Origin of the sequence: Aquirufa lenticrescens, from assembly GCF_019916085.1 — a bacterium.
GTDB classification, from domain to species: domain Bacteria; phylum Bacteroidota; class Bacteroidia; order Cytophagales; family Spirosomataceae; genus Aquirufa; species Aquirufa lenticrescens.
Map to the genome: position 1 here is coordinate 1,814,242 of NZ_CP049834.1, position 14,570 is coordinate 1,828,811.

The following is a 14,570-nucleotide window of genomic DNA, read 5'->3' on the forward strand; positions in this document are numbered from 1 at the left end:
CAACTTTTTTCAACCCTAACTTAAATGTTCATGAAAAAAAATTTACTCATGACTTTTCTGGTTACGATTCTATCTGTAGCGAGTCTTTTCGCACAGGATAGAAAAGTTTCAGGAAAGGTGACCTCGGCCGAGGACGGTTCTGGTCTTCCAGGTGTTACTGTAGCTATTAAAGGTACAGGCAAAGGAACTCAATCAGATGTGAATGGTAACTATTCATTATCTGTGCCAAGTTCAGCTACATTAGTTTTCTCTTTTGTAGGATTAAACCCCAAAACAATTGCAGTAGGTAACCAATCGGTTATCGATGTTAAATTGGCGACAGATACGCGTCAATTATCAGAGGTTGTCGTAACGGGTACAGGTTCTGCAATCGATAAGCGTTCAACCGCTATCGATGTACAAGCGATCACCGCTAAAAATTTACCATCAGTTCCTACTGCTTCAGTAGATCAGGCTTTAGTAGGTAAAATTGCGGGTGCCCAGATTTCTTCTGGAAACGGTATGCCGGGTCAACCAGTTAGTATCGTTTTACGTGGTATTAACACGATTAACCGTGGTACTTCTCCAATGATCTTATTAGATGGAGTTGAGGTAGGTTCAACTGACCTTAACTCAATCGATTTAAACATCATCGAGAAAGTGGAAGTTATCCAAGGTGCAGCTGCTGCTACTATCTATGGTGCACAAGGTGCGAACGGGGTAATTCAATTATTCTCGAAAAAAGGTAAAGCAGGTAAAGTGAATATTGATTTCGCTTCATCTGTTATCAACTCTACACCTTTAAACGTAGGTGGTTTGCGTAAAGCAGATAAGCACGGTTTCAAAACCAATGCAAACAATGAAGTTATCGGTGGTTCTGGCCAACCTTTGGCATTAGATCCTATCTATGGTTCATATGGAGAAAACGTAATCTTTGCTTCGACTGACCCTACGGTTCAGATCAACAAGCCTTACGATAAGAACTTGAAGTATTATGATCACTTCGGTATGTTCTTTACTCCTACAACGAACTACAACAACTCATTATCTATTTCTGGTGGTTCTGAGAAAAGTGATTTCAACTTCTCTTTATCAAACTCTGATAATGCAGGTCCATTCAAAAATGTGGGTGGTTTGAATCGTACGAACATGACGGCTAACTTAGGTTTCGAATTAGCAAAAGGTTTGAAATTGCGTTCTATCACTCAATTAGTGTATACAAAGAACACGATTAATGATGGTACTGGTCGTTCGATCATCTATTCTGTATTCAACTCTCGTCCATTCGTGGATTATGATTGGAAAGATGCTGACGGAAACTACCCAGGTTATATGGGAGATGCAGTAGGTGTGAATGGTTACAACCCGAACGCGGTTAACTACTACACGAAGACAAATTCAGATCGTATCGATATCGTTCAAAGCTTGAACTTAAACTACGAGATCAACAAGTTTGTGTCTTTAGACGCGAAATATGGTGTTAACTACCAAACAGACAAGACGATTTACACGTACTTGAACCAAACAGGTAACAAAAACATCATGGATCAACAATACTGGTATTATAACTTTAATGGTAATGATGCAACAGGTGAGTTGAACCGTTATGAGTATGCTAGTTCATTGCAAAACTTCTTAGGTTCTGCGATTTTCAAAACAGATTTCCAAAAAGATTTCAACATCAACATCCCATTACGTACTACTACGCAAGTGGCATTTGACTACAGAAATCGTTTGAACACTTCTTATGTTTCTTATGGTATCGGTATGCCGAACTACACGCCAGTGAATACTTCACAAGCAGCTGAAACAAAAGTATACCGTGATTACAAAGAGCCATTTATTACGTATGGTTACTTAGCAACACAACGTTTTGACTATGGTACGATTGGTGGTATCTCAGGTGGTTTCCGTACGGACTTCTCGTCAGCTTTCGGTGCTGCGTCTACTCCGCAAACGTTCCCTCGTGGTGATGCGTACTTACGTGTATCTGAATTAGGAATTTTCAAGAACTCTGCGATCAGCACGACGGTTGAAGATTTCAAATTACGTGCAGCGTATGGTGAGGCAGGTATTCAGCCAAGAGCTTTTGACCGTTACATCACGTTGAATACAGGTGTTATTGGTGGTGGAAATGCATTCTTCTTTCCATTAACGCAATCTAATCCTAACTTGAACGTAGAGATTTCTAAAGAATTAGAAATTGGTACAGATATCGGTTTGAACTTAGGTAAAAATTCAGCTTGGTTAAACAATGTGAATTTATCAGCTTCTTACTGGAAGCGTTCGACAGACAATGCGATCTTTGAAGTAGATGCTGCGCCTTCTACAGGTATCGGTACGGTAAAAGATAACGCGTTCTCTTTAGGATCAAATGGTATCCAAGCTAGCTTAAACGCTCAGATCTACAGAGATGCAGATTGGACTTGGAATTTCACTACGAACTTTGGAAAGCAAACTTCAGAAATCACAGCGGTTCGTGGTGGTGCTGAGGTAGTTGTTCTTTCAGGTGCTGGTTCTACTGGTTATGTATTACGTGCTGGCGAGAAAATCGGTCAGTTATACGGTTTCATGGGTATACATAGCTTAGATGCTGTTTTACCAGATGGTACGGTAGCTATTCCTGAGGCATCTCGTTCTCAATACGAAGTGGCTAGCAATGGTTGGGTAGTTAAGAAATCAACGAAAGCTCCTTATTTCTCTTCAGGACAATATAGCTTCGGTGATCCTAATCCTGATTTCAATGCTTCATTCATTACAGATTTAACATGGAAAGGTATCGTTTCATTCAACTTACAAGTTGATTTGATCCAAGGTGCACACGTATACAACCAAACAAAAGAATGGATGTACCGTGATGGTATCCACTCTGATTACCAACAACCAATCACCATCAATGGTGAAACAGGTGCTTGGTCTGCATTCTACCGTGGTGTATATGCTGAGGTTTCTCGTAACGGTACGAAGAACTACTTCTATGAAGATGCTTCATTCGCTCGTTTACGTAACCTTTCTGTAGGTGTTGATTTAGTGAAAGCGTTCGGCTTGAAATCTTTCCGTAAGTTACAATTAGTAGCTTCAGGACGTAACTTGTATACGTTAACAAACTATACTGGTTTAGATCCAGAGATCTCTTCAGGTGGAGTTAACTCTGCTTGGGATCGTGGAACAGATCACAATACGATGCCAAACTTACGTTCATACCAAGTACAGTTGAACATTGGTTTCTAATTCAGAATTGAGAAAAAGGTATCATTTAAATTTGAAAAAAATGAAAAACATAAAAATAACCGCGCTTTCCTTTCTGCTTTTAGCTGGATCGGTTATGTCGTGCAAGGATCAATTGGATATCCAAAATCCAAATCAGCCTACTCCTGCGACGGCTGCGTCTGAGGCTGGTATCGTTGCTTTAGCACAAGGATCTGTTTACAAAAACGGATTTACTTCTGCTGGTAATAAGTATTATGATGGTGTTGTAGGAGCTTTCTACAATGGTGTAGTAGGTATTCATGAATTAATGGGTGATGTTGTTTCAGCTGAAGCAGCGAACACTTACATGAATAACTTGTCTTCTCCAGATATGGTTACATTAGATAATGGAACGCAAGTAGCTAATCCAAATAGCCCTGCATTGCAGAAATCATTATTGCGTGCAATCAATACAAACTCACAACAAGGTGGTAACCCAGGTTGGCATGAGTGGGCGATGATGTACCAATTAAACAATGCTTGCAACACTATTTTAGATGCAGTGGATAAGACTACATTTACAGGTGATGCAACAGCAAAGAAAAATGCAATCAAGGCATGGGCTTATACTTGGAAAGGTTTAGCTTATGCTCGTCTTGGTTCATTATACTATGCGGGTTTAATTGTGAACACTCCATCGGTTACAAACAATACGTATGTAACGAAAGAGGCGATGATTGCTGAATCAAATGCTAATTTTGACAAAGCAGCAACAGCTGTAAATGCTTCAGGTGCATCAGGAGATTTTGAGGAGATCGTTACGGCTTTAATTCCGGATTTCTTCCAAACGGAAAAAGGTGCGGTTCCTACTGCTGGTCAGTGGATCAAAAACTTGAACACCATGAAGGCGCGTAATATCTTAGTAAATACTCCTGCAGCTACGATGACTGCTGCTCAGTGGGATGCTATTCTTACGTTGACTAATGCAGGTGTAGGTGCTTCTGATCCAGTATTTGCTGGTAACACGAATGCGAATGGAGATATCTTTGGTTCTTCTAACTATTCTGTGGCTGCGCGTGCAGTAGGTTCTAACGCATCAGGTGGAACGTATAAAATCTCTGAGCGTTTAATTCAGGATTTCAATACGGGTGACCAGCGTTTAGCTCAAAACTTCAAAGTTTATACCGTATGGGTAGGTAACTCTGACCGTGGTAATGCATTTAACACACGTTATGCAATCAAGGATGGTGGTAATGGTTTAGCAGGTGTTTATACATATGTTAACCGTACAGCTGGAAATGCAGAAATCTTCTTATTAGGTTCTTACGAGGAAAATGAGTTGATGAAAGCAGAAGCTAAATTGTGGAAAGGTGATGTAGCAGGTGCTGCTGCAAGCATTAATGCGGTTCGTGAGTACCAAGGTGCTGGAATTGCTGCGATCACTTCTACAAATGCTGCTGTTGTAAAAGAAGAATTACGTAAAGAACGCCGTGTGGCTTTAGCTTTCCGTGGTTTATCATTCTACGATGCTCGTCGTTGGGGCGTATTAGATGGCGGTCGCACAGGTGCGGTGGTTATCTCTAAAGATGGTTCATCTATCTCTACGAACGCAACGATTAAATATGGTTATTTAGATTATTGGGATGTTCCTAACAATGAGTTAGCGAATAATCCAGCTGGCGCGGGTTCTGCACCTACGACAAATCCTAAATAAGAATTTTTAATTTTTATTGAAAGAGGCACTATCCTGAGATGGTGCCTCTTTTTTTGTGCCAAATGTTTGGCGGTATATCGGAAAATTCCTAATTTGCCAGACGTTTTATATTATTTTTTCATTAATTAAACTCAACAACATGAAAAAACTATTACTCCTTGGGGTATTGGTGTTGGCTGTATTCAGCACATCAATGGCTCAAACAAGGCAAGTAACCGGTAAGGTTACAGCTTCAGAGGATGGTGCGGCTCTTCCGGGAGTTAGTGTCAGCCTAAAAGGTTCATCTCGTGGTACAACCACAGCAGCGGATGGTACTTACAAAATTACAGTAGGTGATGGTGCTGCAATCACTTTCAGCTTTGTGGGTTACAAGCCACAAACGGTTTCAGTAGGAAGCCAAAGTTCAATCAACGTAGTTTTAGCGACAGATGCTTCTGAGTTAAATGAGGTGGTTGTAACGGCTTTGGGTCTTACTCGTACAAAGAACTCATTACCTTATGCTGCTCAGCAAGTGAAAGGAGAAGAGCTAACACGTGTTCGTACTGGTAACGCTATTCAAGCATTATCTGGTAAAGTTGCGGGTTTACAAATCATCCAAGGTAATGCAATCGGTGGTTCTACTAACGTGGTAGTTCGTGGTAACAAATCATTGACTGGTAACAACCAAGCGCTATTTGTAGTAGACGGTGTGCCAATCGATAACACGAACAAAAACTCAGGTAACCAACAAACAGGTCGTGGTGGTTATGATTACGGTAACGCTGCATCTGATATTAACCCAGATGATATCGAAAACATGACGGTATTGAAAGGTGCTGCGGCAACTGCTCTTTACGGTTCTCGTGCTTCGAATGGTGTGATCATGATCACAACTAAGAAAGCTAAGCGTGGTTTAGGTTTAACAATCAACGCTGGCTTGACAGTAGGAACAATTGATAAGTCAACTTTCCCTACTTACCAAAACCAATACGGTGCAGGTTACTCTGATCCATACCAAAAAGATGGTTTCTTGTATTTTGATGCAAATGGTGACGGAACGAATGATTTAGTTGTTCCTACAGCTGAAGATGCTTCTTACGGTGTGAAATTCAACCCTAGCTTAATGGTTTACCACTGGGATGCTTTTGATCCTGCAGGTCCTAACTACAAGAAAATGAAGCCATGGGTTGCTGCTGCAAACACACCAGTAACTTTCTATGAGACTGCTATCTCTAACAACACTAACATTATGTTAGATGGTGCAAACGATAAGGGTACTTATAAATTAGGCTTTACGCGTAACGAAGAGCGTGGTACATTACCTAACTCTAATGTAACGAAGAACATCGTTAACTTAGGTGGTTCTTACAATGTGAATGAGAAATTAACAGCTTCTGCTGTAGCTAACTTCTCTATCGTAGATGGTAAAGGTCGTTACGGTTCAGGTTATTCTGGACAAAACGTTAATCAAAACTTCCGTCAATGGTACCAAACTAACGTTGACTTAGTTGAGCAAAAAGAAGCTTATTTCCGCAACAATCAAAACGTTACTTGGAACTGGGGTGATCCTTCATCTGCAGCTGGTTTAAAACCAATCTACACAGATAACTATTATTGGACTCGTTACCAAAACTATGAGACAGATACACGTACTCGTATCTTCGGTAATGCTCAATTAGATTACAAAGCAACTTCATACTTAGCGTTCTTAGGACGTATCACAGTAGATACATACAATGAATTGCAAGAAGAACGTACTGCGGTAGGTTCTCAAGCTACTCCTGGATATTCTCGTTTAGATCGTACGTTCAACGAAACGAACTATGACTTGATGGCTAACTTTGATAAAGATGTAATTAAAGATGTAAACGTGAAAGCCTTAGCTGGTTTGAACTTACGTAAGTCTTATACACGTGCGATCTCTGCTGGGACTAACGGTGGTTTGATCGTTCCTGGTTTATACTCGGTAGCTAACTCAAAAGGTACAGTGGCTGCAGCGTCAGAAGGATATTCTCCACGTGAGGTATTCGGTATGTTTGGTGGTTTAACAGTAACATACAAAGGTTTCTTAACATTAGACGGTACAGTTCGTCGTGATAAGTCTTCTACGTTACCAGTTGAAAACAACCAATACAACTACTACTCTGGTTCAGCTTCTTGGTTGTTCTCTCACCACATCCAAGATCTTCCTTGGTTGACTTCTGGTAAGTTACGTGCTAACTGGGCGACTGTAGGTAATGATGCTCCTTGGGGTGCGATCAAAAACGTTTACGATCAACCAGCTCCATTTGGTTCAACGATCTTGTTCTCTGTACCTAGTACACAAAACAACCCGATCTTAAAGCCAGAGCAAACTCAATCTCGTGAGATCGGTTTAGAAATGGCTTTCTTACAAAACCGTTTAGGTTTTGATGCAACGTATTACCAATCAAATACATTAGATCAAATCTTACCTGCTGCAGTTTCATCTGCTACTGGTTTCTCTTCATCTTATGTGAATGCTGGTAACATCGAGAACAAAGGTTTTGAATTAAGCCTTTATGCTACGCCTATCAAGACAGCTGACTTCTCTTGGAATGTGAATGCTAACTGGACTAAGAATCAATCATTAGTATTGAGCTTATATGGTAACTCACAAAACTTACAATTAGGTTCTTTCCAAGGTGGTGTTTCTTTGAACGCAACAGTTGGACAACCTTATGGTGTGTTACAAGGAAAGACTTGGAACTTGAAAGATGGTCAAAAATTAGTTGGATCTAGCGGTCGTTACTCTATCTCTACTACAACAACTAACAACATCGGTAACATGAATCCAGATTGGATCGGTGGTTTGAATAATACATTCAAATACAAGAACGTTTCATTCTCTTTCTTGATCGATGTGAAAAAAGGTGGTAACGTATTCTCTCTAGATCAGTACTATGGTGCTGCAACAGGGGTATATGCTGAATCAGCTGCATTGAACGATAAAGGTAACCCATCTCGTAACACAATCGCTGAAGGTGGTGGTGTAATTATGCCAGGTGTGAAAGCTGACGGTACTCCGAATGATATTCGTGTAGAAAATGATTATGGTACATACGGTTATGCTTATAACCCAGCTGCTGCTTTCGTTTACGATGCTTCTTATATCAAATTACGTGAGGCTAACTTGACGTATTCTTTGCCAAAATCTATCGTTGCTAAATTAGGTGGCGTTAAAGGTGTGGATGTGTCTGTTTTCGGACGTAACCTTTGGATCATTAAAAAATATGTTCCTTACGCAGATCCTGAAGAAAACTTGTCTTCTGGTAATATCCAAGGATATCAATCAGGTGCATATCCAACAACAAGATCGATTGGATTTAACGTTAAATTGTTATTTTAATCATCCTAAATTTTCGTAAAGATGAAAAATATGTTAAAAGTTTTTGTACCGCTGTTGTTATTATTCTCGGCTTGTACAGAAGATATCTCTCAATTAAATATCGAGACTAAAAGGCCAGCAGCTGTTCCAGCTCCTACCTTGTTCTCGAATGCGACTAAGACCCTTGCTGGGACTTTAGCGTCTGCTAGTGTGAACACGAACGTGTTCCGTTTTACAGTTAGCCACTGGGCTATGGCTGTATACCAAGATGAAGCTCAATATGATTTCTCTACTCGTAACATCCCTCAAGGATGGTGGACAACAATGTACCGTGATGTGTTAGCTGATTATAATGAATCAGCTAAGTTAATCAACGCGGATGCTACGTTAACTGCTGGCGAGAAAGCGAATAAATTAGCGATTATCGACATCATGCAAGTGTATACGTATTCTATCTTAGTGAATACTTTCGGAAATGTTCCTTACACGGAAGCATTACAACCGACTAACTTATTCCCTAAGTATGATGATGCTAAGACAATCCACACGGATTTATTAGCACGTTTGAACTCAGACATCACTAAATTGAACACTTCAGCTGCTGGTTTTGCTTCAGGCGAAGATTTAGTTTACAAAGGTTCTGTTTCAAACTGGTTAAAGTTTGCTAACACATTACGAATGAAGTTAGGTATGATTGTTGCTGACGAGAATGCTGCTGCTGCTAAGTCTGCGGTAGAAGCGTCTGATGCTGGTGCAATTGCTGCTTCTGCAAACAACGGTTTATTTGCATACCAATCTGCATCTCCTAACCAAAATCCATTATATGTTGATATCGTAACAGGTGGTCGTCAAGATTATATCGCTGCGAAAGACTTAATGGATAAATTGTTAGGATGGAATGACCCACGTACTGGTTTGTATTTCTCTAAAAATAACGCTGGTGCTTATGCTGGTGGTATCGTAGGTAAATCAAATACATTCGTTGATTTCTCTCGTGCAGGTGCTAAAGTGATCGCTGCGGCTGATCCTTATGTATTTGCTGACGTAGTAGAAACAGAATTCTTACGTGCTGAGGCGGCTGAGCGTGGTTATGCTGTAGCTGGTTCTGCTGAATCTCACTATAACAAAGCAATCACTGCTTCTATCTTATATTGGGGTGGAACACAAGCAGAGGCTGATGCTTATTTAGCTCAACCTGATGTAGCTTATACTACAGCTGCAGGTAATTGGAAGCAAAAAATCGGAACTCAAAAATGGATCGCTCTTTACAACCGTCCTTACGAAGGTTGGACTGAATTGCGTCGTTTAGACTTCCCGGTGATTACTGCTCCAGTAAAAGCTAAGTCTGGCTTCCCAACTCGTTTATCTTATCCAGCTAACGAGCAAACTTTAAATGGTGCTAACTACACAGCGGCTGCTTCTGCAGTTGGTGGTGACGTTGTAACTACGAAGTTGTTCTGGGATAAAAACTAATTCTTAGTTTTTAGAACGAATTAAAAAGGGCGACCCGCAAGGGTCACCCTTTTTTTGTTAGGGTAACTAATAAACTTTATTAATGAATAATTAGGCCAATATATGTCATTTAGCGTGTTTTTTGTTTTGCATAAATATTTTTTATGATAAACATATAATTGTTTAATTATTATGCCCAAAACTTAAACAATATATTTGAGGTTCATAACATTATCCTTCATTTTAAAAATGTTCATTATGAAAAAAACGCTACTATTAAGTATGGTCTTGTGGCTGACGGCAATGGTTCCATTGTTTGCCCAGGACAGATCAATCACAGGAAAGGTGACCGGAGATGACGGTTCTTCTTTGCCAGGGGTTAACATCGCAGTAAAAGGGACTAATAAAGGTACTAACACAGATGTGGATGGTGCTTTTAAGTTAACTGTGCCTTCGAATGCCGTGTTAATTGTTAGTTCAGTGGGTTATGCTCCACAAGAAGTTAAAGTAGGTAATAGAACGGTGATTAATGTTTCTCTTGCTTCTGCTACTTCAACTTTAGACGAAGTGGTTATCACTACGTTTGGTACTGCAAAGAAAGCATCCTTTACAGGTTCATCTGCGAAAGTCAGTGCAGAGAAGTTAGGGGTTAGACCAATTACCAATATTGGTCAAGCTTTAGAAGGTATTGCACCAGGTATCACTACTACGTCGACTTCTGGTCAGCCAGGTTCTGCTCCAGCGGTGCGTATTCGTGGTTTTGGTTCGATTTCCTCTTCGAATGACCCATTATATGTAGTGGATGGTGTGCCCTACTCAGCTAGTATCGCGAATTTAAATAATGATGATATTGAGTCGATTACGGTATTGAAAGATGCGGCTTCTACTGCACTTTATGGTGCGCGTGCTGCTAACGGTGTTGTGATGGTAACCACTAAAAAGGGTACAAAAGGTAAAAATACGATCAACATTAAGTACACTAAAGGTTTTAACACGCGTGCGCTACCTGAATATGATCGCGTAGGTGCGGCGGATTATTACCCATTAATGTGGGAGTCGAATCGCAATAACTTAGCTTACCGTGCAACGAACCCTGTAGCCATTGCGACAGCAAATGCGACGGCTTCTGCTGGTTTAGGTGCTATCGTAGGTACTGGTTATAACGTATACAATGTGCCATTCGCTCAATTAGTAGGAACAGATGGTAAATTAAATGCGTCAGCTCAATTAATTTATAATCCAGATGATTTAAACTGGGAAAAAGCAGTTATGCGTCAGGGTATACGTGATGAGGTAAATGCAAACTTCTCTGGATCGAATGGTAAGTCAGATTACTTCTTGTCTGTTTCTTATTTAAATGATAAGGGATATCAGATTAAATCTGATTATGATCGTTTTACGGCTCGTTTAAATGTGAATTCCCAAATGAACAATTGGTTCAAAGTAGGTGCAAACATGAATACAACCGTAACGACTTCAAATCAGTCTACGGCCGATGGAGGAACTTCTTTTGTGAACCCATTCTTCTTTACACGTGGTATGGCGCCTATTTATCCAGTTTATGCCTATGATCCGGCTAGTCCTGGTTCTTTCTTGACTTTGGAAAATGGAAGACGTCGTTACGACTACGGTAACTTAAGTGCTTTAGGTTTATCAAACCGTCCTCAATATGGTGGTCGTCACGTAGTGGCTGAAACTGAATTGAATGAGAACTTCTTCCGTAGAAATTTATTAGGCGGTCGTGCATACGGAGAAATCTCTTTCTTGAAAGATTTTAAATTTACGAATAGTGTAGGTGTGGATATCACGAATGCGAATTCGATCGTTTTTGGTAACCCAGAAATTGGTGATGGAGCTCCAGCAGGTCGTGCTTCGAACACATTTGAGAATATTACGAATTACAACTTATCTCAGTTGTTAACATATAACCACTCTTTTGGAAAGCATAATGTAGATGCCCTAGTAGGACATGAAAACTACAATTTGGTATCTAATAGCTTAGATGGTTCTCGTTCTCAGCAAATCTTAGATGGTAACTATGAGTTGATTAACTTCACTACGACGACGAACTTAACCTCTCAGTATGATATTCGTCGTGTAGAGGGTTTCTTCTCTCGTTTGAACTACGATTATGATTCAAAGTACTTTGTTTCATTCTCTGCTCGTCGTGATGGTTCTTCGAAATTCTATCAAGATAAGCGTTGGGGTACATTCTACTCAGCTTCAGCAGCTTGGCGTTTAGATCAGGAGGACTTTATTAAGGAATTGACTTTTATCGATAACTTGAAATTGAGAAGTTCATGGGGCCAAACAGGTAACGATGGTGGTATCAGCAACTATGCTTGGCAGCCATTGTATGCTTTAGGTTGGAACAATGCGACAGAGCCAGGTATTTTACAATCCTCTTTAGGAAGTAAATCATTAGAGTGGGAGACTAATACAGCATTCGATGTGGCCTTAGAATTCGGTTTATTCAAAAACAGAATCTCTGGTACGGTTGAATATTTCGATCGCCAGTCTACTAACTTGATTTTTGCAGTACCTCTTCCCTTATCAGTAGGTATTGGTACAGAGACACGTAATATCGGTTCGATGTATAACCGTGGTATCGAGTTACAGTTAGCAGGGGATTTAGTTCGTACGAAAGACTTCGTTTGGAATATTGATTTGAATGCGACAAAATTAGAGAATAAGATCACGAAGATGCCTGCGGAAAGCAAGGAAATCATCGACGGAACTAAGAAGTTAAAAGAGGGTAGCTCTTTATATGACTATTGGTTGCGTGAGTACAAAGGCGTTAACCCAGAGACGGGTGTAGCAGAATACCGTGCGATCTCTTATGTAGCTTCTAACTCTAGAATTACAGCCAATGGAGATACATTAACTAATAACATTGCGAATGCGCGTTATTGGTATAACGGTACTTCGATTCCAGATTTAACGGGATCAGTTAATACCTCACTTCGTTACAAAGGCTTCTCTTTATCTGCTTTAATGGTGTATCAATTAGGTGGTAAAGTTTATGACGCTGCTTATGCAGGTTTAATGGGAGCAGGTTACCACAATGCGAAGCATGTGGATATCTTGAAGCGTTGGGTTAATCCAGGTGATATCACAGATGTGCCACGTATGGATAATGGCCGTACTGCTGACTTTGATGCGGCATCTGACCGTTGGTTAATAGATGGAAGCTTTATGAACATTCGTACGGTAACATTATCTTACCGTTTACCTAAGTCGGTGATGAATCGTTTGAAAATTGACAACGCACAGGTGTATGTGAGTGGGGAAAACTTCTTAATGTTATCACGTAGAAGTGGGATGAACGTTCAGCAGAACTTTGGTGGAACAACAAGTAATGTTTATAGCCCAGCGAAGTCATTAGTATTAGGTCTATCATTCTCTTTATAATATAGAATCATGAAAAAGAAATATTTAGGTTACTTTTCGCTTGTATTCGCATTATTACTTTCATCATGCGAGGAAGCTTATTTAGATACTACCCCTACGGCTAGTATTGATGCAGGGTCAGCTTATGCTACTACAAAGAATGCGGCATCTGCTATTAACGGTATTTACCGTTCATTTATCGTACGTTACTTAAGTTCGCAAGGGCACTCGGGTCACCCGGCCATGATGATTATTTTAGATCACATGGGAGAGGATATGATCATTGGAACTACAGCTGCTTCTTGGCACCAAAACGAGACTCGTTGGGTAGCTCACCGTTCTGATGTGAATACAATGGTGCAATTCCCGTATGAAATGTATTACCGTATCATTGGTAATGCGAATATCGGTATCGCAAATATTGACAAGGCAGTAGGTCCTGCGGCTGAAAGAAACGCTCTGAAAGGAGAAGCTTTAGCACTACGTGCTTTTGGTTATTTCAACTTAGTGCAATTGTACGGTAAGCGTTACGATGCAACAGCTAAGCCTAATGCACAATTAGGTGTTCCTTTAGTTTTAGAACCTACTACAGAAGGAAAACCACGTAATACGGTAGAAGAAGTATATGCTCAGATCAATAAGGATTTAGCAGATGCTTCGGCTTTATTAACAACGTCTCGTTTAAACAAATCACACATTAATTTAAGTGTGGTGAAAGGTTTACAAGCACGAGTAGCTTTAGTGCAACAAGATTGGGCTAATGCAGCTAAGTTTGCAGCAGAAGCACGTGCGGGATATGTTCCGATGACGGCTACTATGTACCAAGATGGATTCCAAGATATTACGAATTCAGAGTGGATGTGGGGCTTTGATCACTTAGAAGATCAAACGGAATATTTCGGTGGATATCACTCATACATTTCTTGTAACTACAACTCTACTGTAATTAGAACGTACCCTAAGGTTATTAATAGCTTATTGTACAAGCAAATTCCAGCTACAGACGTAAGAGCTAAAATGTGGGTTGAAACTCCTACTGCAGCTAATTCTATCGTGCCTCCAGGAGGTGTTCGTCCTAAATTCTTGAATCAAAAATTCAGATTGCCAGGTACGCCATCTACTTCAGCTATGGGAGATGTTCCTTATATGCGTGCAGCTGAGATGTATTTAATTGAAGCAGAAGCAAAAGCTCGTTTAAACGATGCTGCAGGTGCTTCGCAAGTATTGTTTGACTTAGTAAAAACACGTGACGCTAGTTATGTGAAGTCAACTAAAACTGGTGTTGCTTTAATTGATGAAATTTTAGTTCAACGTCGTGTAGAGCTTTGGGGTGAAGGACACCGTTTCTTAGACTTGAAGCGTACAAATGCGGCATTGAACAGAAATGGAACGAATGCCATAGCTTCGGTTGCCTTATTATTTGATGTGGCTCCTGGTGATGTACGTTGGGAATTCTTAATTCCTCGTCGTGAGATTAATGCAAATCCAGCGATCGTACAAAATCCATTATAATTTATTTTG

The 14,570-nt window shown here is 40.2% G+C and carries 6 protein-coding genes; all 6 read left to right on the forward strand.

Annotation, left to right across the window (positions count from 1 at the left end; translation table 11 throughout):
• Window positions 1-30 precede the first annotated feature (30 nt).
• The 6 genes from G9X62_RS08145 to G9X62_RS08170 all read left to right on the forward strand — a co-directional run bounded on the left by G9X62_RS08145 (window position 31) and on the right by G9X62_RS08170 (window position 14,561).
• On the forward strand, window positions 31-3,210 hold the full coding sequence (locus tag G9X62_RS08145) for a SusC/RagA family TonB-linked outer membrane protein (RefSeq protein ID WP_223130234.1): 3,180 nt from the start codon (window positions 31-33) through the stop codon (window positions 3,208-3,210).
• 40 nt (window positions 3,211-3,250) lie between these two features.
• Entirely contained in the window at window positions 3,251-4,882 is a 1,632-nt protein-coding gene (locus G9X62_RS08150; RefSeq protein ID WP_223130235.1) for a RagB/SusD family nutrient uptake outer membrane protein, read from the forward strand.
• 139 nt (window positions 4,883-5,021) lie between these two features.
• On the forward strand, window positions 5,022-8,228 hold the full coding sequence (locus G9X62_RS08155) for a SusC/RagA family TonB-linked outer membrane protein (RefSeq protein WP_223130236.1): 3,207 nt from the start codon (window positions 5,022-5,024) through the stop codon (window positions 8,226-8,228).
• A 21-nt stretch (window positions 8,229-8,249) separates the two neighbouring features.
• Window positions 8,250-9,680 carry a SusD/RagB family nutrient-binding outer membrane lipoprotein gene (locus tag G9X62_RS08160; protein WP_223130237.1) on the forward strand — a complete coding sequence of 477 codons (1,431 nt, stop codon included), beginning with the start codon at window positions 8,250-8,252 and terminating at the stop codon, window positions 9,678-9,680.
• A gap of 237 nt (window positions 9,681-9,917) precedes the next feature.
• Complete coding sequence (locus tag G9X62_RS08165) at window positions 9,918-13,070, forward strand: SusC/RagA family TonB-linked outer membrane protein (RefSeq protein ID WP_223130238.1); 3,153 nt, start codon at window positions 9,918-9,920, stop codon at window positions 13,068-13,070.
• A gap of 9 nt (window positions 13,071-13,079) precedes the next feature.
• The gene (locus tag G9X62_RS08170; RefSeq protein ID WP_223130239.1) at window positions 13,080-14,561 is read left to right on the forward strand and encodes a RagB/SusD family nutrient uptake outer membrane protein; all 1,482 of its coding nucleotides are present in this window, start codon (window positions 13,080-13,082) and stop codon (window positions 14,559-14,561) included.
• The last annotated feature ends 9 nt before the right edge of the window (window positions 14,562-14,570 follow it).

Excerpts from the sequence above, each read along its gene's own strand:
- G9X62_RS08145 (WP_223130234.1), top strand. The coding sequence starts at position 31 with ATGAAAAAAAATTTACTCATGACTTTTCTGGTTACGATTCTATCTGTA.
- G9X62_RS08150 (WP_223130235.1), top strand. The coding sequence starts at position 3,251 with ATGAAAAACATAAAAATAACCGCGCTTTCCTTTCTGCTTTTAGCTGGA.
- G9X62_RS08155 (WP_223130236.1), top strand. The coding sequence starts at position 5,022 with ATGAAAAAACTATTACTCCTTGGGGTATTGGTGTTGGCTGTATTCAGC.
- G9X62_RS08160 (WP_223130237.1), top strand. The coding sequence starts at position 8,250 with ATGAAAAATATGTTAAAAGTTTTTGTACCGCTGTTGTTATTATTCTCG.
- G9X62_RS08165 (WP_223130238.1), top strand. The coding sequence starts at position 9,918 with ATGAAAAAAACGCTACTATTAAGTATGGTCTTGTGGCTGACGGCAATG.
- G9X62_RS08170 (WP_223130239.1), top strand. The coding sequence starts at position 13,080 with ATGAAAAAGAAATATTTAGGTTACTTTTCGCTTGTATTCGCATTATTA.